Below are 19,572 nucleotides of genomic sequence, written 5' to 3'. Positions count from 1 at the left end.
TTCAGGAATTGTTGTGAGGAGGATACTGTATGAAAAAGAGCACAAAATGGGTGTTGTGGCTTTTAGGTTTAATATTTAGTGGTATTGTTTTAAACTTTTATTTGAATTTTTTCTCAGTGGCCTATGCACTGATCGGTTTACTCCTAGCTTTCTTTTCTGGTTGGGGTGCTGTTGTCAAACTGAAAAATGACGTTAACCAATACGAGGATCACTATAAGAGACAATCCTACGTTGAAGATGACATCGAGAAGTATACAAAATAGTTTGAGTCGTATAAGAAATGCTGCGTATTCTCTAGCAGTGTTTTTTTATTTTGTAAGAGAGGAGTCGCATTGATGACCACAGAAAAACAAGTTTATTCCGACAAAGATAATCTACAGAAGCGGACCAAACAAGAATGGATTGAGAGCGCAGCGATCTTGAAGGCAGAGCCTTACGAGATTGCGGGCGCTCTTTTTGATTGCGCTGCTGACGTCTTACTTTCGCGGGCAGAAGTGGAGCAAAGACTGGATGCGTATTTGAATCCGGTCAAGGAAGCCCCTGCTTCTGTGCCTGTTAAACCAGAAGTACCACAAGTGAAAAAACCAAAGGAGGAAACGCCAAATGACAATTCAGCGGGTTAGGCCCAGCGCGTACATTGAATTGCTAGTAAAGGCACGGTCTCGGGTTGTTCCAACAACTGGCCGCGTACTCATTCCCTATCAGGCCGAATGGGGCGCACCGAACCAAGCCGTAGATATGGCTGATGATTCGGAGCGACTGAAGGAGTCCGGCAAGCTTGTTGATGTATTGGAGCTTGCTGCCGAAAGCGGGGCGACTGTTATCGGCTACCGGGTTACAAACGGGGAAGAAAAGGCTGCATCTGTCGCTGTTGCTGACAGCTACACTATTGAGGCACGTTATCCAGGGACACGAGGCAATGATTTCGAATACATGGTGCGTCCGGCTCTTATCGATGACACCAAGAAGGAGATCGTAGTCCGCGACACCAAGGGCGTGTATGACACGGAAACGTATCTAGTGGCTGACAAGGCCGCTGCTGTGGAAGCTCTTAAAAAGTCCGCTATGATCCGTTTTAAAGATACTGGCGCGACTGCTCTTGCAGATACGGCTTATACCAAACTGGATGGCGGTACAACCGGCACGGTCACATTGGCGGCTACCGACTGGAATCGCATCTTTAACCGCGTGTACGGCTTGACGTTCGATACCATCTATTTGTCTGCAACTGATCCGGCTGTACAAGCTGCCGCCAAACAATGGATGCTAGATCGTCGCGATAAAGGTCATAAGCTGGCGACGTTGGTTGTCGCTGGCCCGGCAGCTACGGACGGCGACATTGAGGCGCACAACGCACGTAGTCGTGCCATGAATGCCCGTTATGTAATTAACTGCTCTCTTGCTGGTGATCACACCAACGGTAAGACCTACACATCAGTCGAATGGGCTGCATGGGTGGCTGGGCTGGTTGCGGGTACACCTGCCAATAAGTCATTTACGGGTGTTGAAGTGCCTATGACATTGGCAAAAGTGGACTGGGGCCATACTGAGGCACTAAAAGGACTGGCAGAGGGAACGCTGATGGCTACACGAGATGGTTACAAATACATTATCGAATCTGCTATTAACACTCTGACCACAATCGGGCCAAATGAGCGTGAGGACTTTGGGAAGATTCGCGTATCCGCTACGATTGACCAAGTAATGCACGATATCTACGAAGCGGGTAAGCGCTGGAAGGCCAAGCTTGATAATGACAAGGAAGGCCGGAGCATGTTTATTGCTGCTGTGTTGGAATATCTTAAAATTCGTGCTCAGCAGAAGGCCATTGCAGACAAATTCAGTTTCTCGGAAAATCCAGATAAGACAAGCGAGAACGATTATGCCTATTTCAAGCTCGGCGCCAAACCGCTTGATGCTATCGAAATTTTCTATACTGACTGGGAGGTGGAATAATAGATGGAACGCGAACTTATTGGGCGAAATCTCTCGCTCCAAGACGACAACGGCGAGGACATTCATACTGTCAAGGAAGTTGAGGTTAAGCTGACTACGGAAACATTGGATATTGTCAGAGCACGCCGTATGACGAAAACAAAGCAACTGACGGGTTATGAAATCCCGGTCAAAATCGTCATGTCCAAATTAGAATCACGGTTGCGTTACCGATTGCTGGAGGATTTTAAAGCGGGTAGGACCATGTTTTTGGCACGCATTACAGGCGGTCTTGAAGACCGGATCACTGGCAACACGGAGAAAGTATTGATTACTGGTGTTCACATTCACGGAGAAATGGACATCCTGATTGCCAAAATCGACGATAACAACGGGATCGATATTACTTTGGAGGGCACGGCGACGGATTTCGATTTTGTCGAAAAGTTCCCAGATTATATGTGGGAGTAAGAGGGCGATTTATTCGCTCTCTTTTTGTTTTTTTTAAAATACAACCAATATGGAGGAAACAACAATGAGCAACCAACAAAACTACAAAAACGATAGATTGCAGAAGTACCTTTCCAAAGCGAAAGAAGACCGTAAAGACGACTTTATCTCAGTACCGGTTGATGGTGAGGATTGGTCTATAAAACGTTTGACTACATTGGAAACCCGTCGGGTTTATGAACTTGCTTACGACGAAGATGGAAAACCAACATCTCCCTTTTACACGGAAGTTGACGTGATGATCGTCAAAGCTACTGAACACGAATTTGATTGGAATAACAAAGACCTGTTAAAAGCATACGGTGCAACGAGTAAATTTGAACTGCCACCGCGCATTTTGGATGATGCGGATGATTATGCTGCACTCAGCAAGGCTGTGCGTAATTTTAAAGAGACTCAGGAATCGCTTTTGGCAGAAGCAAAAAACTCATCCGGCGAGACGGAGAAGCGAGTTGGGTAGCCCACTTTTGGGTTAACCAAAAGAAATTGCCCGCCGAAGTCTTGCCGTATGAAGTAGATGAACAACGCCAGTATTATTTTTGCCTGGCTGCGTCGATGATCGCTGAGGAAGAAATGGCGCGTCTAAACAGGAAATAACCAGGTCAAAACAGGAAGGGGGTGGGAACAATAGCAACTACGTCAGTTACGGTGCCATTTGAGGCACGGGATATGATAACCGGCGCTGTCCGAAATATGCGTCGTATGCTTCAGGGCGCTCACGATGATCTGATGAATTTTCGCCGGGCATCTGGCAACATGTTTGATGATTTTGTATCCGGTAGCCGTCGGGCGAGGGAATCAGCGGACGATCTAGGCAGACGGATCAATGGCGCGTCTGATGAAGTACGGCGTATGAATCAGATCCACCTGGACGATATCTTTCGTCGTGCACGTGCTGGAGCTGATGATCTTAGGCGTTCTGCTGATCGAGCGGATTCGGAAATACGAAGTATCCGGGACGCCCATGTTAAGTTACGGGCCGAGGATTCTATTAGTCCAGTCGTTGACCAGGTATCCGACAAGATTTCAGCGTTGGCAGCGTTGGCAGGTGGGATTGTGCTCGGTAGCGGTATAAGTGACTCTATGTTTGGGGGCGTGTCCGACTACAGCCGTGAGGCGGCGAGAAGTGCAGCATACATGCCAGAAAGCTATCGTCAGCAAAGCCTTAGCACGGTGGATGATTTAGTTAAAAAGGCTATTATTCCAGATCGTATAGAAGGAACCCGACAACTTGCCAATGCAGCTCCTTTAGTACAGGACAAATCCAAGATGAGTGACTTCGTAAGTGCGTCTGCTAAAATCCAGTACATTCGCCCAGATGCCGGAGCTGAGGAAGTACAGCGGGCGTTGTCTCAAGCGTCGAACAGTTTTAAAGAATCCTATAGTCAAGTCGCTGATAGCATGATGTATGCCTATAAAGAAGTGGGCGACAAACAACAGGATCTGTTCGATACGTTCTGGGAATACAGTCCTTACTTCTCCAGCAGCGGAACTGACTCAGAGCAAATGAGTAATTTTCTAACGCAGACGGTGAAGGGTGGGGCCTTCAACTTCGACAAGCCTGCGGATTTTTTCAAGGAAACGTTTGGTGTAAAAGCTTTGAACACTGGTGACATGGCGAATTACTTTATCAGTCGCGGAGCAGGCAAGGATGAGGCACAACGTCAAGCCCAATCATTTACTACCGATATTAATTCAGGGAACAAGCAGCAAGCACAGGGAGCCATTATGGCTCTAGTAGCAGATTTAAGAAGTCAATCACGTGACCAGTTAAAGCAGTCTCTTGTCACTTTGGGCTCTGGCGCAGCGGAAGATAATGCTGATTCGATCCTCAAAACATATGGAACGCCTTTTGAAAAGGCTCCAGATATGAGAGGAACGACTGATAATTTGCTTCGTAAGCAGCAAGCTGCTGATCCGATGACGGAAATGAAGCAAACTCGTGCTGAAATGAGCTTGCAAATGCAAGAGATTGGAACAAACGTTGCTCAAGCAGCCCTTCCAGCTTTGAAGGAGTTTAACGCCTTGCTAGTGCAGAATAAGGACAACATTCAGGCGCTTGGTACAGGGATAACCAGTGCGATAACCGGAGCGACTAGCTTTTATAAAGATCATTTTAAAGCCATAAATACTGCTTTAATGGGGCTGGCTGCTGTACTGGTAGCTAAAAAATTATGGGCCTTTGCACAAGGAGTAAAGAAGTTCAACGATGATCTTTCAACTGCTGCTAAATGGGTAGGAGAGAAGGGAAAAGCAGGGGCAAATGCGACAGGCAGGGGAGTTAAAGCCGGTTGGAATTGGATTCGACGGAATCCTCCTGAACCTCCAGCTCCACCACCTGAAGAAACCCCAGCCCAACGAGCTGCCCGAATACGGGAGCGGATGGGTGGACGCGGTATTAGACGCCAATTGAGTGGAAACCGTAACCCTGCCGATGATCGTATTGGCGGTTTACGCTCTATTGCTTCCATGACTGTTAACGCCACGAAAGTCTATATAAATGGCTCTGTGTCCGGTGGTGGCGATGGCGGGGCAGGTGATGGAGGTGGCGATGGTGGCGACCGCGACAGAGATCGCAACCGTAGACGAAACCGTCGTGGAGGGCGTAGAGGGGCAGGTGGCGGTAGACGTCGCATACGTATTAATGGCCCTCGTCCCACTCCACCGAATCCACCAAACCCGAACCCAAGCCCAAGGGGATCGCGTGATAATCCTTATCGTGTTCGTCGTCCTGCTCCACCAAATCCACCGCCACCACCGAGTCCTCCTTCTGGAGGTGGCCGTCTGCGAGGTTTCCTGAAAGGAGCAGGCAAAGCGGCTAAAGTTGGCGGTATTGTTGGTACAGTAGCAAGCGTAGCAGCCGGTGCATATGATCTCTACCAAGCATCCAAGGATAAAGGCCTGCGCGAGGCTGTATCTACTCAGGGCGGTGCTATGGTTGGCGGTGTAGCTGGCGGTGCTATTGGCGGTGCTTTTGGGTCTGTTCTTGGTCCGCTTGGCACAATGGCCGGCGCATACATCGGAAACGTCGTCGGTGAAAAGATTGGGAAATTTGCGGATGAGAGTGGCGCTACTCGTTGGGTAGTAGATAAGGCAGTCGGAGTCTTTGATTCAGTAAAAGACACTTGGGGTGGTGTTAAAGACTGGTTCACAGGCAAGAAGGAAGAGAAGCCTGGCCCCCCTCCTGAAGCCAAAATTACGATCAACAATCTGACTGAGCAGAAGCAGAAGCGTCTTCAACAGATTGGCGACGATGTGCGCAAAAGCATAGTCGATAAAGGTCTTAAAGAGGGACTAAAAACCGTTGCTGAACAGCCCGAAGTCAAGCAACGTCTTAATGCGCTTAAAAATGCGTGGGGCGTTGTCTGGAAGATGGGTGACAGTAGCAAAGCCCAGAAGAGCATTAAAGATGTGGGAACGGCTACAAAGAGCAGTTCGGATGAAGTAGCCAAGGGTGCAGCCAAGAGCAAACAAGCTTATCAAGAGGTTGGCAATGCAGCCAAGGCGGCTGCTGAAAAAGCAAAGCAATATCTGCTCTCTCTTAAAAGTGTGTCGGGCCAAGGCAATAGCTGGGGTAGCGATCTTATTTCCCGTTTTGTTGCCGGGATGCGTAGCCAGTTTCCGACACTTTCCTCTGTAGTCAGTGGCGTTGCTGTGGTCCTTAAAAAGATGAAGGACGTGAAAGACGGTAACTCTGGCGGAGGCGGTACTACACCGAAACCCAAGCCACGTCCATATGCCCAAGGTGGCTATATTAACCGTCCTCATGTTGGGATAGTGGGTGAAGCTGGTCCGGAAATGATTATTCCGTTGTCGGCCAGCCGACGCAACCGTGGTCAGGAGCTGTGGGAGCGGGCCGGGATTATTATGGGCGTTCGGCCATATGCAAACGGCGGCCAAGTCGGACGGCCAAGCCTGATCGGTGCGTCCAGTATGATGCCGATGGCACAGATGCTTAATCCATCCGCTTCGGTTGCCCCGAAGTCAGTGAACATTGAGAATATCAATATTGATTTTGGTGAACTCGCGAAGGGAATAACCAACTTTGTAGAATTTGCAAAAATGTTCAGTAGCCCGCAGGGGCGAGTTCTGATCCGCAAGGTGGTTGGTGAGGAATTGATTAAAGTATTGGAGAATGGAGGGTAGGCGATGCTGGCACTATCGCAAGGCAAGATCCGTCTTACCTTTCCGATCACCCCGGCAGAGATTCAAATAACCGGAGGCAATGAAGTTGAAACCTTCACTGTCATAACTGGTCAGGAACGCACAGGGAAACCCGTATCGAAGGTGAAACGGGTTTCTTTTTCTGCTATCCTTCCACGCTATTGGGAAGAAATTTGGGAGACGGATAGCAAACAGACGGTCACGTATAAAACACCGGAAGTAACGTGGAAGCTGCTGGAGCAATGGAAAGGTAAGCCGGTTGTACTTAACTTTGAGAATCTGTTTAGCCAAACGATGCTCCTGGAGGGGATGGATCAGACGTACAAGGACGGACAGGGAAACCTTCACGGTAATTATTCTTTTGTAGAGTATAAGCCTGTTAAAATCGTCTCTTACTCCAACTCTAAGCAGGTTCTCAAGCCAGGTACGGTTATTACCAAATCGTCCAAAAGCCGCCCTAATACTACGGGCAAAAAGGACAAAAAAAATGATAAGAAAAAAGATGATAAAAAAAAGAAGGCAAAGGATAAAAGCAAAAAGGCCAAGGAGGACCCGAACGCCAGGGGAGCTTTTGACTATACAAGTTCCAAAAAGCGAATATCGGACAAGGTTTCCAAGGCGAAAGGGAAGTGATGCATTATGGACGGCTTTGCGGTTGTATATGGGAAGGAAAACGCCCGGGAGATGCTAACGGATGGCATCGAGGAAGTGTCCTGGTCTTCCGGGCGGGATGAGATTGCCCGCAGTGCTACGGTGCGACTTCGTAACGCGACCAACATCAAGGTAGCCGGTATGCTGATGTGCTTTTCGCAAAAGGTCGGTGGTGCTTTATATCATCACAAGAACCAATTTTTTCACGGGCCGATAATCAAATATGAACAAGACGAATTCACAAACGCCTGGGAAATTGAAGCACGGGAGATCGGCTGGTACTTGTCCAAAAACAAGGGAACTCGGCCATATCTTAAAGGTGAAGCCGGAGCGGAGCTGCAACGATACATCAAGAGCACGGGCATTGACTTCCGCTGCCCAGCTTTGGGCTTCAGCTTGGACGAACGATATGGGACGATGGCACATTCAGAGATCATTCTTGATGTGCTGCAAAAGGCATATGAGCGTAGCGGCTACAGATATTATATAGACCTTGTTAGGACGGAAAAGAGCTTTTATCTGCAAGTGATGCGAGAGGGGACCAACACGAAGGTCCCTATTTTTGTTCCCGAGCAGATGACCTCAAGCACCGCAGGATACAGCATCGAGGGCACCTATACAGTTGTGACCGCCCAAAAGTGGAAGGATGACAAAATTGCTTCTGCTGTTACCAAAACGGCATCGGGTGCGGTGAAGGCTATGGGCCGGATGGAAGAAATTATTGAAGTCGGGGAAGAAGAAAAGCCAGAGACCATCGCAACACAACGGCTGAAAGTTCTGTCTACCGCCAAGCAGATCAAGAAGATCACTGTCCGACATGAAGACCATACGCTGACTGGTTTACGTTCTGGCTGGCTGGTGCTGACTAAAACGGATCATACCTCTAAGTGGATTGTCGTCACGGCAGATAGCAGCTACAAGAATGGAACATATACCGTAACGTTGGAATTGGAAAGGAGGGAATAGCGGTGCTGAATGATGCGCTCAAGCTTCTAAAAGAACAAACCAAAGACAACATCGACGCACGGGACACCGAAAGGGCTACGCTTTTAAGTTGGCCGGTTAGCCCGTCAATAGAGGTAGATGGTGACCCTGCTCCCTATCCAGCGGACAAGTTAGTCTTTGCTGACTATCTGTTAGACCGGGAAGTCAAAGCCGATTTCATAGCTGCTGAATATCTGGAGGGCGATGAAGCCAAAGGCAGCGTTACAGGCGTATTGGCTAACGGTGTGGTATACGAGACAGGAGAGCCTTATAAGCAGGCCCCACGCAACTCGTTACGTGGCAAGCTGGTTATTCCTAGCCCTTTGCAGGTCGGAGATCGGCTGATTGTCTCCAGGCTGAGCAGACAGCGGTACTACGTCCACGGGAAGGATGTGGGCGGCAATGGCTGACGAGGAAAGCCTATTTCCTGATTTGGACCTTTCCGAGCTGGATGAAGTAGAGCTGGCCGAGACCGTAGCATCTGAAACCAAGTGGACCTATGTGATCGACTATCGCATACGGCAGATGGCAATTAACGATGATGGCCGTCCCAAAAAGACAGCTACGTATGGTGAATACTTGGTGCAGACAGCGCTCAAAATCCTCAATACAGAGCGTTTCCAGTATGTTGTATACGATGAGGAAATAGGTGTGGAACGGTCTGAGTGGGCCAACTGGGAGGACGTTGAAATTAAACGTGATATCGAGGAGGCTTTGGCAGCTCATACGGAAATCTCTCAAGCTGAAGTATTGTCGATGGAGCGAGACGGACAGAACATGTATTTGCGAATTAAATTAACCGGGCTGGCCGGAGAAACGGAGCTGGAGGAGGCGATTGAACTGTGAATGTTAAATTAACGGATTTGCCGGCACTGCCACCGATGGCGATTCTAGAAGAGGCGCCAGAGGATATTTACCGTCGCTGGGTTAACCGGGCAATTACACTGGCACAGGAACGCGGTCTACCTCCACCCCCGACGGATCCGGGAGAATATTTCTATGATCTGTGGTACCCGATAGCTATGGAATATTCCGAGCAGCAGGAACTGTTAACGTACGCATTTCTTCAGGCATTTCCGGTCTGGGCGGATAGTGAGTTTCTGGACGGTCACGGATGGTCTGACGGAATGCCCCGAAAAGCGGGGGAGGACGACGACACATACCGATTGAGAATACTTGATCGTGTGTTTACTGAGGAAGGCAGCGGACGTCGTAAGGACTATGAGACATGGGCGAAGGAACTGGAGGGTGTCGGTGGTGCTGTGGCTGTTGAGAAGGCTCGTAGTGATGTATCCATAGACTTGTATCTGACTGATCTACAGGGTAAACCAGTCACAGAAGAGTTTGCCGCTAAGGTTAAGGCGGGTATGTGGGAAACCAAGCGGATTGGTGGCCACGATCTTGAAGTGCATCCTGCTCCGGTGTTCACTTTGAAAGTAGAAGCAAAGCTAAATACTATTCTCCCGCTTTCTGAGCTGGTCGAACCAATCAGACAACGTATAGCTGATTATGCTCTTGGTCGTACAAAGCTTGTCTTTAATTACGTTGGTGCAGCTTTGTTGGTCAAAGGCGTGGAAGATTATGAAAATCTTACGCTTAATGGGACGACTCAAGATGTTGAGGTTCCAGTAACGTCCGTATTGCAAATTGAGGTGAACCTGACATGATACCTCTGCGATACCGGGAAATGCTGCCGCCACACATGTATGAGATCGACATGGCCGAGCGGCATTTTGACGTTATGGAGTTGGAAGTAAACGATCGGGAAAAGTCGATTGACGATCTGGGAAATCAGTTCGTTTTGAAAACTGCTACTTGGGCATTGCCCATTTGGGAGTGGATATATTTCCGACAGGAGCAGATTGGGACACTGGAGCAGCGCCGTGATGCGATACGTCGTAAGCGCTGGGCCAAGCGGCCATTTACGCTGCCCACACTGCGGCTAATGGGTAATAAATACGGCAAACTGTTGGATATACAAGAGGATTTTCTCGCCAAGCAAATTCGTTTTGTTTACTCAGTCGAATCGGATGTGGATATTAAAAGCCTGATGGAAGACTTCGAATACATCCGGCCTGTCCACATAAACAAAGCTCTGCCCTCGATTCATATTGACTTTCATCATGCGTTCCAGATCCATTCACGTATTCATTTTCGCTCCCGCGTTCGCTTCTTTGGTGGTCGTCCTTGGTATCTGGATGGTGTTGAGTTACTGAACGGTGCTGCATCCTTGTCTGGATGGACCGAAGAGCGCCAGCGATATCGGAACCGGTTGGAGCTGAAGGTGAGCCATCCGATCCAGAACCGACAGGAAGGCATTGTAAGGGTCCGGCGGAATTATTGGCTGCTGAATGGTAGTGTTGCGCTCGATGGTAGCCGATTACTCAGTTCCACTGAAAAAATAGAAACTGTATAGGAGGTAATTATGGCTGAACAAGTATTAACGGTAACAACTGCCTACGCCAGAGAGCAGATGGCCCGCGCTCGTGTCGAAGGTGGCATGCTAACGAAGGTGGTCAAAATGGCATTCGGTAGCGGTGGAGTGGACACAGAAGGCAAGCCGCTGCCGTTGGATGGTACTGAGCAGGCTTTAAAAGCGGAGCTGCTCCTAAAAGATGTCACCAGTTACGAATTTATAGCCCCTGCAACTATTCGTTATGTCTGCTCGCTTGCAGAAAACGAGCTGGCCGGGAAAACGATCAATGAGCTGGCGTTGGTTGATTCGGCGGGCAAGCTAACTGCTGTTCGCACCATGACTAATAAAATTAAGGACAGCGATATGGAGTTTATATTTGAAATTGATGATATCTACTAAGGAGGAAATGGACGATGGCAATTAAGGAACCGCGAAAGTTTGTCACTACGGATCAAGGACACGCCGATGTTTTTAATCAACCAATTGATACACTTTATGAAAACGACCAGGCGTTGGCTGCACAGATTGAAAACATTAAAAACGATCCGGCCGGTAATGACATTGCGTCCAAGGCAGCACTGGACAATCACGTCTCTAATACAGACCTGCATGTTACGGCAGCAAAGCAAGCAACATGGAATGCGGCAGAGGGAAATGCCAAGAAGTATACAGAGCAGTATGCAGCACCCAAGGCGCATACGCATCCTGCATCGGATCTGCCTTCCTCATCAACACAGGCGCGCGGAATTGTGCAGATTAATACATCGGTAAGCAGCACTTCTACAGATCAGGCAGCCGCGCCGATCGCGGTCAAGACGGCATATGATCGAGCCAATGAAGCATACGGCCGGGCAGACCAAGCTTTTACGCAAGCCGTTGATCTTAAAAATAAAATCGTAGGCGCGATCAACGGCAAATTTGGAGGCGCCAGTTCTGATATGAGTAGCGATCAGATAGCAGCAGTAATCACAAATGCACCTGTAAAACGATTCGCAAGCGGGAATTTTAACGGTCAAAGCGCCACATCTCCGGGTATGGCTAGTGGCGTTTCGTTAACACTATCAGCATCTGGTTTAGGTTTTTCTCCTAAGGGGGTGTTTTTTAGAATTGAATTGCGCGACACTTCTAATAAAGTTTATTTAGGAGGAACAGTATACGATGAAAGGTCTTTCGGAAGACAAGGGCTGACAGATGGTGGGTTCAATAATTACGTTAATACCCCTTGGCTAACTCCACAAAGTGGAGGTTTTACTATAGATGTAGCAAGCGGACCCCTGCGAACTGGTGGCGGCGGTTCGCAGTCTGTACTAAAAGCTTATGAATGGTTTGCTTACGAATAACAACGAGAGGATGAATATCATGCAAATCGGATCGAAGGTTTATTGGAGAAAATCAAGCGGTGAGGTTATTTTTATGACTTCCCAAGTCGAATCAGAGTCAGCACGTGAGACCACTAAAGAGGATGATATGGGCTTTTATCCTCAGTTAAAAGGATACGATCCTGAACAGGTAGACGTCCTCAAACTTGAGTTTGATAAGTTTACTGAAGACTTCTACCACGCGACCAGTTACAGAGTGAATCCAGATACTAAGACAATGGAATTCACATACCCGTCCAAGAGTGGCAGTGACTCGCCCCCTACGAAACCTCTTACGGATCAGGTAGCGGAGCTTAAACTGGCTGATTTGGACAATAAAGAAGCCATAGCCGGGCTTATTCAGCTAGTTATGTCACAGACCGATGCTAAATAGAATCCGGGTGCGGATTCTATTTTTTATTTTCATGCAGCTCATGAGGGGAGGTGATAGCATGAATGAACAGATTAAAAAAGCTTTTGCAACTACACTGGTACATCTTATCCTTGCTGGCCGTCGTGAAATTGAGGACGTGCCAGTAGCATTGCGAGACTTGGTTAAAGCTGACTTGGGCATTACTGAGCCTTCACAGGCAACTCCGGCAGCTACACAGGCGCCAGAACAACCAACAGAACAAGAAGCTTAAGCGGCGTATCCAATCGGATGCGCTATTTTTATGCCCTCGGAGTGGTCGGGGGCTTTATTTTTTAAGGGGGAAAAGGTAGTGAGCCAAATAAAAATGTTTGGCAGCACCGTATGGACCGCAATGGTTGGGACATCGGAAAAGGAGGCGGCGGCAGGGGGAGTGACGGCGCTGACTGGTCTGATTGTTACATTTTTGGGTGGGTGGGACAAGCCGCTTCAGGTGCTGCTTATAGCAATGTTGCTGGATTATGCTTCTGGCGTAATCGCTGCTTTTAAAAATAAAAAGATGGACAGCGACGTGATGTTTTGGGGAGGTATCCGCAAAGTTACTGTACTGATGGTGGTTGGATTATCCGCGCAAATGGATGATTGGTTACAACCAGGTGCTCCCCTCTTTAGGACAGCAGCCATTTACTTTTACGCTGGCCGTGAAGGATTATCACTAGCTGAAAACTTGGGAGCAATGGGCATCCTGCTTCCGTTCAAGCTAAAAAGCTTCTTGAAGCAGCTTAACGAGAAAGGAGATGGATAGGATGGCACAACTGACGCTGGAACAGATACAAAAAAAGTCTCTTAATCGACTTGTCGGGCTGAATCCAGTTTTTAAAATTGTAATGGAAAAGCTCATTGAGCGCTGCTATGCCCGTGGTGTTTGGATAGTAATTACTCAAGGACTCCGCACGTATGCGGAACAGGATGCTCTCTATGCCCAGGGACGGAATGGAGATAAGCGTCCTAGAGTAACCAAAGTGCGGGGCGGATATAGCAATCATAACTTTGGGTTTGCGGCCGATTTCGCGCTGTTGTTGCGTGACGGTCGTACGGTGTCTTGGGATACATTAAAAGACGATGATAAGGATTCCCTTCCTGACTGGTCGGAGGTCGTTGAAGAAGCTAAACGGCTCGGGCTTGAGTGGGGAGGAGACTGGCGCAGCTTTAAGGACATGCCCCACCTGCAGATGGTCTTTGGAATCACGACGGCTCAATTTCGGGCGGGCAAGCGCCCAACTCAAGCGCAGCTTAATGCAGCTTTAGCTAAGATTAATAAATTGGAGGATGAACCTATGACAGCAGAAGAAAAAGCAGCGTTTAAGGCGTTGCAAAACACTGTACAGAAGCAAGCTGACCGTATCAAGACATTAGAGACAACAGCTAAACAGCCTAAAGTACCTGCATGGGCAGAGCAAGCCTGTATCAACGCCAAGGCCGTAGGGGTACTGGACACGGCGAATGACGGTAGCTACGACTTTTATCGCATGGTCACGCTGCTTGACCGAGCTGGAGTATTCAAAAGGGGAGGTGTCGCATAATGACAGATTGGAAATGTAAATTGTCCAGTCGTAAGTTTTGGGCGTTGCTGGCCGCACTGCTCACGAGCTTGCTCACTGCTTTTGGTGCAAACAATGACACGGTTATTCAAGTAACCGGCGTTATCGGTGCATTCGGCGCGTTGATTGCTTACATTCTGGCGGAGGCTTATGTAGATGGCAAGTCGACTGACAGTCCAACTAATGAGGAATAGTCCCAAGCGTTTAAGATTTCAAAAAGTCCCTACTGGCATTTAGCTGGTAGGGACTTTTTTTGTTTATATCGTTCTATTCGTGTAAGCTATGCGGAAAGTTTATATCTGACATTGGTTGCATAGTATATTGACAGATGGTTAATATTGGTGAAAAATGAAGTATGTTTTTAAAAATTATGGAATATTTATGCGAGGGGTGGCTATGACATGAAGCATACACCTACGATTCGAGCAGAATTAGACAGATACCTACAACAAGAGGGTTTGAGCATAGCGCAATTTGGGCAACTTGCAGGCATGAATAGGGGAATAGTAAGTGCTATTGTGACAGGGAATAAGTCAATGTCTGTTAACCAGCTTGACCTAATCACTGAGGCCATGGGTTTACCAGAAGGGGATTTTTACGATCTGTTTATAGAAAACTACATCATCGATCACCCTCCGAATATGAGGCGAATCGAGCCATTTTTGTTTCGCTGTGCGGAGTTGGATAAGTTGGATGCGATCCGTCGAGTGGTGGGAGCCATCATGGACAATCTACTCTATTCGCCCAAACTATTTGACATTGCAGAAGAATTATTAGCACAGGGACGAAATGCGGCTGCATTGCTGCTCTATGAGGGGGTAGCTGAAGCGGAGAAATATCAACACTCTGAGCGTTTGGCAGTCTGTCAATATCGTATATTTACGATTCAAGTTGGAGACGATCAAAGCCGTAATCTCAAGGCAGCAACGCTATTTGAACCCTTTGTGGAACGTCTTGATGAAATAGACCAGCTTGACGCACTGAAGGATTTAGCTAACGTGTACAGGTCTTCGCGTAAATGGGACAAGGTAGAGGAAGTAGCAAAAATAATGAGGACTAAGGCGGAAATTCAATATAATTTGAAACATGAACACAAGAGTCGAGAATGTAATGAATCTACTAAGAAGCTGACTCGTCCTTTGTTTGTATACATTTCCTATGCTGACCTGCTGTGTGCAAGTGTCTATGAAGCCCAAGGCGATTATCAACAAGCTCTACAATATACATACGCCTATGCTAATTTAGATTGGATTAAAGAAACAGATGAGGATACCCAACACTGGATTGGCTTGTTTAAGCACTGGGCAAAAGCTAATGTTATTGTCAATAAGCTTTTATCCGGAGATATAAAGGTGCTACAAGATTATGTTGAATATATTGATACGGCGGAGGATACAACTCAAGAAGACAGGGTCATCCAACTGCTGAATATTATGATAGCGGCTAACCGATATGATATCGATGTTAGTAATATAATTAAACGCTTTGAAGCGGACATGGTATCATTATCGCAACAATCTTCAAGTGATATGTATACTCAACAAGTGGTACCAGATTATTTTGCGTGGTGTGGTTACGAGTTAGCTCATTATTATTTACATCGAAGCTTTTACGATGATGGTTTTAAACATTTGATGTATTCAATGGTAAGTTATCATACACTAAATAATGAGACTTATTTTATAAATTGTATGGGGCTATTTTTACATTTTCGGGATCATTCAGCTCCTGAAACCAAAGCAGATTTTTTAAATTTTATTGAAAAGGTGTGGATGAACAATGTTAAAAAAAATGGCACTGTTGATCATTGCGGCTAGCTTTTTGTTTATTGTTACTGTACCTATTCACTCGCATGATATAGAGCCTCAAGTACAACATGGAGGTGCTTAAACGTAAGCAAAGGAAATCCCCGCTAACCTTAATTGGTCGGCGGGGATAGTTTTGTTGAAGGAATTACTATACCGTTCACCGAATAGCTATTTGAGGTGATCAGCATGAACTATACATATAAAGTTTTAAAGTCGGATATAGAACTATTTGCAGCTGCATTAAGCCAGGTAAGAGTATATGTAGTTCAGCCGTTGGGAGAGGATTTGATAGATATCGTGGACTACGGCGGACTAATCGAGAAATACACACCGGAGTCGATCAAAATTAACGGATCTTATTTCTTCCGTAAGCAGTTTGAATTTAGAGTAGATGTGAAAGGACCTACCAGATTGTAGTCGGTAGTCCCTTTAAGGTAAACCATAACAAAAAATGGGAGGGGAAAATGATGAAGAAAGAATATTTTTGTTCTCGATTTTGTCTTTAGCTATAGTAACTACAGTAGGTGCTGCTTCAGCACCAAGTATAACTAGCAATAACTCCATAATTAATCAAAGATCGGGCGGAAGCGCAACTGTAAGAGAATCCTTTAGTGTCCCTATAGGATGGGGTCATGTTAAACTTTGTATGAAGAATCACTCTGATCATCCAGTAAAGGTAAGTTTAACTCACAGCGGTTCAAACAAAATATATATTAAAGGATTAGTAATCGCTCCTCACCACACAGTGACTTGGAAATCTACTGACCAAGGTTTCAGCGAGGGTTTGCGTTCTGGAGACTACATACTTCAGTGGAGAGGCAGCGATTATAAAGTTGACGGAGAAACATGGGGAATAGCTGATTCACAGCCTAGCAACCTCTGAATGATCCTAGCTATACAATTTGTCCTTCTAGCCATTTGGTGAGAAGAAGGGTTAATTATGCGTTTGTTCAACCAGCAAGTGAATTAACTCCCTTAATTGTTCGGGAGAGATTTTTTTCATCGATCAGTTTGAATTTAGAGTAGATGTGAAAAAGGACTCCGCTGGTATGTAACCAGTATGGAGTCCTTTGTTGTTTATTTAGTTGAATACTCGCTAACATCAAATGTAAGAATTTTATTGAATATTACATAGTCCTTTCGGTTACTGAATGGCCCTTTGTTATTATTGTGCTTATCAATGGCAAAGAATGAAGCACCTCTACCAGCATCTTTAGCATCATACCAAGCGATGAAGGCATTCAATTCTTGTTTACTAAGATCGAATTCTTTATCGAATCCATTATCCATGGTTACAGTCAGAATAGCGCGGTCACCAGCAGGTTGCGTTGGTTGTTGAGTTCCAGGTTGTTGGGTTCCAGGTTGTTGGGTTCCAGGTTGTTGGGTTCCAGGTTGTTGGGTTCCAGGTTGTTGGGTTCCAGGTTGTTGGGTTCCAGGTTGTTGGGTTCCAGGTTGTTGGGTTCCAGGTTGTTGGGTTCCAGGTTGTTGGGTTCCGGGTTGTTGAGTTCCAGGTTGTTGGGTTCCAGGTTGTTGAGTTCCAGGTTGTTGGGTTCCGGGTTGTGATCCACTTTTGATTAAATTGAAAGGCTTCAGCGGACCATCAGTATCAATTGAATGAATAAATATATAACTATTTGTATTGTTCACAAATTCTACAGAGTGTTCTCCTTGGGCTAATCCTAATTTCTCATACATAATTTTATGCTCAGCTGACTGTTTACCACTCAGTGAAAAATTATCAACTTTAACACCGTCTATTAAAACATCAATACTAGTTGAACCTGAGCCCCATGTGGTAGATATGAATCTCAATTTAGTTCCCGTAAAATTAAATTTGAGGGAAGTTCCATAGTGTTCCCATGGTGAATTCCAAGTTCCTGGCCCTGAAGTATCTTTGAACCACTTTCCTCCGAGGTACGTAATATTCGCATCATTATAATTATAACGAGTCCACCCAGCTTCTGGTTCATTAAGAGTGTCACCAACTGACGCAGCAAAAGTAATGCTTTGGTTTACACTTAGGAATAACAATAGACTCAGTAACGCGGAAACAAATATTTTCTTGAAAATTCTCATATATATTCTCCTTTATTAATTATTTGCTAAGATAGAATACTGTTATTTTGATATACATGTCCAAACAATAATTTGTATATATTCAATTATAAGTTTAATTTTGGATTTAAATTATTGGAGTAATAAGAACATGCTGTTATATAACTTGAGATTCTTATTTTGTTTTGCGACAACATCTTCTAAGGGCATTCTACTTTTTTTAGCAGGATGAATTAGAGAAGTATACAGATGGAACAAGGGTAAGGTTTATTGTTAAATAAGGATAAGGGACTCTACTGGTGTTCGATTTGTAGAGTCTTTTTCATACCTAATAAAAAATAAAAATGCAAATATGTAGATTATATTTATAGATTAGCAAATTAATGTTTAGACGTTTTATATAATATTTGGATATCTTATGAGTACAAAATATAAAGGGGAAATAGAACTTGAAACGAATTCTTATACTTTTCACAATTTTGATAGCTTTTTTCTCGACAGAAACACAAATATTTGCTGATCAAAATGTTTGGACAAGCGAGACTAATTTAACAAAAAAGATCGATAGGGTAAACTTGGTAACTGTTAATGGTAAGATTTATTCGATAGGGGGACACGATCAGAATAAATTCTACGACACAATTGACGTTTATGATCCTGAAATTAAAACATGGACACAAAAGGGGAAACTGCCAACAGTAAGAGGAACGGTAAGCGCTGCTGTATATGATGGAAAAATATATATTACGGGTGGCGAGCCTATAAATAAAAAACTGGATATTTACGATACAGTAACAAATGAGTGGAAACAAGGAAAAGCATTCCCTAATGATGTGGCTGGTTATGCATCTCAATTTGTAAATGGAAAGCTTCTTGTAATTGGTGGATTCACCAAGTATACCGATTCATCTGACATGGTTTACGAGTATGACCCAAGTACCAACATGTGGACAGAGAAGGCTCGTTTATCCAATCCTCGTAGATACACCACATCTGCATTAGTAAATGGAAAGGTGTATGTAATAGGTGGTATTAACGAATCAAAAGGGATACTCTCTTCTATTGAAGAGTATGATCCTCAGACCAATACCTGGACAACAAAGTCACCGATGTCCACTCCACGTATGGGGTTGGCAGCTGCAGTACTAAATAATGAAATATATGTTATTGGAGGTAATACAGCCACTGATACAATAAGCGGACCAGGAACAGTTGAAGTTGAAAAATACAATCCTAAGACAGACACTTGGTCTAAAGTAACCAGCATGCCGACTGCAAGGGGATTCTTGTCGGCAGTTAGTTTGAATAATTCAATATATGTTGCGGGTGGATCTAATAAATCAATTTATTTTTCAGTCTTTGAGAAATATACGCTTGGTGATAACGGTATGTCTCCAAGTCAACCGGAAGATCCAGGCACCTCTCAACCCGATAACCCAGTGGGGGATCGTGTAATTTTGGTAGTCACTATGACAACCGGCCTTGAAAAAGAGTTTGACCTGAGCATGAAAGAGGTCAATGACTTTATTGCTTGGTATGATGCTAAAGATGCTGGTAGAGGTGCTTCATTCTTTGCCATTGATAAGCACAATAATAACAAAGGTCCATTCAGCAGTCGCAAGGACTATATGCTGTATGATCGTATCCTTACGTTTGAAGTAAGTGAATACTCTAAATAAAATAAAATACCCTGCTTATAGTGGCAGGGTATTTTTTGTGT

At 45.6% G+C, this 19,572-nt stretch carries 23 protein-coding genes; 22 read left to right on the top strand and 1 reads right to left on the bottom strand.

Annotation, left to right across the window (positions count from 1 at the left end):
* The first annotated feature begins 29 nt into the window (after nucleotides 1–29).
* The 21 genes from MKY16_RS15525 to MKY16_RS15425 all read left to right on the top strand — a co-directional run bounded on the left by MKY16_RS15525 (nucleotide 30) and on the right by MKY16_RS15425 (nucleotide 16,214).
* On the top strand, nucleotides 30–263 hold the full coding sequence (locus tag MKY16_RS15525) for a hypothetical protein (protein WP_318627270.1): 234 nt from the start codon (nucleotides 30–32) through the stop codon (nucleotides 261–263).
* A gap of 72 nt (nucleotides 264–335) precedes the next feature.
* Entirely contained in the window at nucleotides 336–623 is a 288-nt protein-coding gene (locus MKY16_RS15520; protein WP_318627271.1) for a hypothetical protein, read from the top strand.
* A complete protein-coding gene (locus MKY16_RS15515) occupies nucleotides 604–1,956 on the top strand; it encodes a phage tail sheath subtilisin-like domain-containing protein (protein WP_318627272.1) in 1,353 nt (450 codons plus the stop codon). Before MKY16_RS15520 ends, MKY16_RS15515 begins: the two co-directional genes overlap by 20 nt.
* A 3-nt stretch (nucleotides 1,957–1,959) precedes the next feature.
* Entirely contained in the window at nucleotides 1,960–2,406 is a 447-nt protein-coding gene (locus MKY16_RS15510) for a phage tail tube protein (protein ID WP_064796729.1), read from the top strand.
* Nucleotides 2,407–2,470: 64 nt separating this feature from the next.
* Nucleotides 2,471–2,905, top strand: a complete 435-nt coding sequence (locus MKY16_RS15505; RefSeq protein ID WP_318627273.1) for a hypothetical protein — start codon at nucleotides 2,471–2,473, stop codon at nucleotides 2,903–2,905.
* A 158-nt stretch (nucleotides 2,906–3,063) separates the two neighbouring features.
* Nucleotides 3,064–6,591, top strand: coding sequence for a tail tape measure protein (locus tag MKY16_RS15500; RefSeq protein WP_340955978.1), 3,528 nt, complete (start codon nucleotides 3,064–3,066; stop codon nucleotides 6,589–6,591).
* A gap of 3 nt (nucleotides 6,592–6,594) precedes the next feature.
* Complete coding sequence (locus tag MKY16_RS15495; RefSeq protein ID WP_318627275.1) at nucleotides 6,595–7,242, top strand: hypothetical protein; 648 nt, start codon at nucleotides 6,595–6,597, stop codon at nucleotides 7,240–7,242.
* 6 nt (nucleotides 7,243–7,248) lie between these two features.
* Complete coding sequence (locus MKY16_RS15490; RefSeq protein ID WP_318627276.1) at nucleotides 7,249–8,226, top strand: hypothetical protein; 978 nt, start codon at nucleotides 7,249–7,251, stop codon at nucleotides 8,224–8,226.
* Between the two features lie 2 nt (nucleotides 8,227–8,228).
* Nucleotides 8,229–8,654 carry a hypothetical protein gene (locus MKY16_RS15485; RefSeq protein WP_318627277.1) on the top strand — a complete coding sequence of 142 codons (426 nt, stop codon included), beginning with the start codon at nucleotides 8,229–8,231 and terminating at the stop codon, nucleotides 8,652–8,654.
* Nucleotides 8,647–9,090, top strand: a complete 444-nt coding sequence (locus tag MKY16_RS15480) for a DUF2634 domain-containing protein (RefSeq protein WP_340955974.1) — start codon at nucleotides 8,647–8,649, stop codon at nucleotides 9,088–9,090. Before MKY16_RS15485 ends, MKY16_RS15480 begins: the two co-directional genes overlap by 8 nt.
* Entirely contained in the window at nucleotides 9,087–9,911 is an 825-nt protein-coding gene (locus tag MKY16_RS15475; protein WP_340955972.1) for a baseplate J/gp47 family protein, read from the top strand. Before MKY16_RS15480 ends, MKY16_RS15475 begins: the two co-directional genes overlap by 4 nt.
* Complete coding sequence (locus MKY16_RS15470) at nucleotides 9,908–10,660, top strand: putative phage tail protein (protein WP_318627280.1); 753 nt, start codon at nucleotides 9,908–9,910, stop codon at nucleotides 10,658–10,660. The genes MKY16_RS15475 and MKY16_RS15470 overlap by 4 nt, the downstream gene beginning before the upstream one ends.
* Before the next feature lie 9 nt (nucleotides 10,661–10,669).
* Nucleotides 10,670–11,059, top strand: a complete 390-nt coding sequence (locus MKY16_RS15465; protein WP_340955970.1) for a phage tail-collar fiber domain-containing protein — start codon at nucleotides 10,670–10,672, stop codon at nucleotides 11,057–11,059.
* A gap of 14 nt (nucleotides 11,060–11,073) precedes the next feature.
* Nucleotides 11,074–12,000, top strand: coding sequence for a phage tail protein (locus tag MKY16_RS15460; protein WP_340955968.1), 927 nt, complete (start codon nucleotides 11,074–11,076; stop codon nucleotides 11,998–12,000).
* A 19-nt stretch (nucleotides 12,001–12,019) separates the two neighbouring features.
* A complete protein-coding gene (locus tag MKY16_RS15455) occupies nucleotides 12,020–12,412 on the top strand; it encodes a hypothetical protein (protein ID WP_340955966.1) in 393 nt (130 codons plus the stop codon).
* Between the two features lie 58 nt (nucleotides 12,413–12,470).
* Nucleotides 12,471–12,662: a CD1375 family protein gene (locus tag MKY16_RS15450; RefSeq protein WP_340955963.1), complete on the top strand. Its 192-nt coding sequence runs from the start codon at nucleotides 12,471–12,473 to the stop codon at nucleotides 12,660–12,662.
* Between the two features lie 78 nt (nucleotides 12,663–12,740).
* Nucleotides 12,741–13,193, top strand: a complete 453-nt coding sequence (locus MKY16_RS15445; protein WP_340955962.1) for a phage holin family protein — start codon at nucleotides 12,741–12,743, stop codon at nucleotides 13,191–13,193.
* Nucleotides 13,186–13,971, top strand: a complete 786-nt coding sequence (locus MKY16_RS15440; RefSeq protein ID WP_340955960.1) for a M15 family metallopeptidase — start codon at nucleotides 13,186–13,188, stop codon at nucleotides 13,969–13,971. The genes MKY16_RS15445 and MKY16_RS15440 overlap by 8 nt, the downstream gene beginning before the upstream one ends.
* Nucleotides 13,971–14,183 (top strand): hypothetical protein, encoded by a 213-nt coding sequence (locus MKY16_RS15435; protein WP_340955958.1) that lies wholly within the window; start codon nucleotides 13,971–13,973, stop codon nucleotides 14,181–14,183. The genes MKY16_RS15440 and MKY16_RS15435 overlap by 1 nt, the downstream gene beginning before the upstream one ends.
* A 207-nt stretch (nucleotides 14,184–14,390) precedes the next feature.
* Nucleotides 14,391–15,806: a transcriptional regulator gene (locus MKY16_RS15430; RefSeq protein ID WP_340955956.1), complete on the top strand. Its 1,416-nt coding sequence runs from the start codon at nucleotides 14,391–14,393 to the stop codon at nucleotides 15,804–15,806.
* Between the two features lie 177 nt (nucleotides 15,807–15,983).
* Nucleotides 15,984–16,214, top strand: a complete 231-nt coding sequence (locus tag MKY16_RS15425) for a hypothetical protein (protein WP_340955955.1) — start codon at nucleotides 15,984–15,986, stop codon at nucleotides 16,212–16,214.
* 660 nt (nucleotides 16,215–16,874) lie between these two features.
* On the opposite strand, the gene MKY16_RS15420 is transcribed toward MKY16_RS15425, so the two are convergent.
* The gene (locus tag MKY16_RS15420; protein WP_340955954.1) at nucleotides 16,875–17,873 is read right to left on the bottom strand and encodes a hypothetical protein; all 999 of its coding nucleotides are present in this window, start codon (nucleotides 17,871–17,873) and stop codon (nucleotides 16,875–16,877) included.
* Between the two features lie 428 nt (nucleotides 17,874–18,301).
* Between MKY16_RS15420 and MKY16_RS15415 the strand changes: the two genes are divergently transcribed.
* On the top strand, nucleotides 18,302–19,531 hold the full coding sequence (locus MKY16_RS15415) for a Kelch repeat-containing protein (RefSeq protein WP_340955953.1): 1,230 nt from the start codon (nucleotides 18,302–18,304) through the stop codon (nucleotides 19,529–19,531).
* Nucleotides 19,532–19,572 lie beyond the last annotated feature (41 nt).

The sequence above is a fragment of the Paenibacillus sp. FSL L8-0641 genome (assembly GCF_038006265.1).
GTDB classification, from domain to species: Bacteria; Bacillota; Bacilli; order Paenibacillales; family Paenibacillaceae; genus Paenibacillus; species Paenibacillus polymyxa_D.
This window is presented reverse-complemented; position numbering and strand designations above follow the sequence as displayed.

What these genes read in the sequence shown, in the direction of transcription:
- MKY16_RS15495 (WP_318627275.1), top strand. Translation starts at nt 6,595, where the DNA reads ATGCTGGCACTATCGCAAGGCAAGATCCGTCTTACCTTTCCGATCACC.
- MKY16_RS15515 (WP_318627272.1), top strand. Translation starts at nt 604, where the DNA reads ATGACAATTCAGCGGGTTAGGCCCAGCGCGTACATTGAATTGCTAGTA.
- MKY16_RS15455 (WP_340955966.1), top strand. Translation starts at nt 12,020, where the DNA reads ATGCAAATCGGATCGAAGGTTTATTGGAGAAAATCAAGCGGTGAGGTT.
- MKY16_RS15430 (WP_340955956.1), top strand. Translation starts at nt 14,391, where the DNA reads ATGAAGCATACACCTACGATTCGAGCAGAATTAGACAGATACCTACAA.
- MKY16_RS15520 (WP_318627271.1), top strand. Translation starts at nt 336, where the DNA reads ATGACCACAGAAAAACAAGTTTATTCCGACAAAGATAATCTACAGAAG.
- MKY16_RS15425 (WP_340955955.1), top strand. Translation starts at nt 15,984, where the DNA reads ATGAACTATACATATAAAGTTTTAAAGTCGGATATAGAACTATTTGCA.
- MKY16_RS15465 (WP_340955970.1), top strand. Translation starts at nt 10,670, where the DNA reads ATGGCTGAACAAGTATTAACGGTAACAACTGCCTACGCCAGAGAGCAG.
- MKY16_RS15460 (WP_340955968.1), top strand. Translation starts at nt 11,074, where the DNA reads ATGGCAATTAAGGAACCGCGAAAGTTTGTCACTACGGATCAAGGACAC.
- MKY16_RS15480 (WP_340955974.1), top strand. Translation starts at nt 8,647, where the DNA reads ATGGCTGACGAGGAAAGCCTATTTCCTGATTTGGACCTTTCCGAGCTG.
- MKY16_RS15450 (WP_340955963.1), top strand. Translation starts at nt 12,471, where the DNA reads ATGAATGAACAGATTAAAAAAGCTTTTGCAACTACACTGGTACATCTT.
- MKY16_RS15470 (WP_318627280.1), top strand. Translation starts at nt 9,908, where the DNA reads ATGATACCTCTGCGATACCGGGAAATGCTGCCGCCACACATGTATGAG.
- MKY16_RS15505 (WP_318627273.1), top strand. Translation starts at nt 2,471, where the DNA reads ATGAGCAACCAACAAAACTACAAAAACGATAGATTGCAGAAGTACCTT.
- MKY16_RS15525 (WP_318627270.1), top strand. Translation starts at nt 30, where the DNA reads ATGAAAAAGAGCACAAAATGGGTGTTGTGGCTTTTAGGTTTAATATTT.
- MKY16_RS15440 (WP_340955960.1), top strand. Translation starts at nt 13,186, where the DNA reads ATGGATAGGATGGCACAACTGACGCTGGAACAGATACAAAAAAAGTCT.
- MKY16_RS15435 (WP_340955958.1), top strand. Translation starts at nt 13,971, where the DNA reads ATGACAGATTGGAAATGTAAATTGTCCAGTCGTAAGTTTTGGGCGTTG.
- MKY16_RS15510 (WP_064796729.1), top strand. Translation starts at nt 1,960, where the DNA reads ATGGAACGCGAACTTATTGGGCGAAATCTCTCGCTCCAAGACGACAAC.
- MKY16_RS15490 (WP_318627276.1), top strand. Translation starts at nt 7,249, where the DNA reads ATGGACGGCTTTGCGGTTGTATATGGGAAGGAAAACGCCCGGGAGATG.
- MKY16_RS15420 (WP_340955954.1), bottom strand. Translation starts at nt 17,873, where the DNA reads ATGAGAATTTTCAAGAAAATATTTGTTTCCGCGTTACTGAGTCTATTG.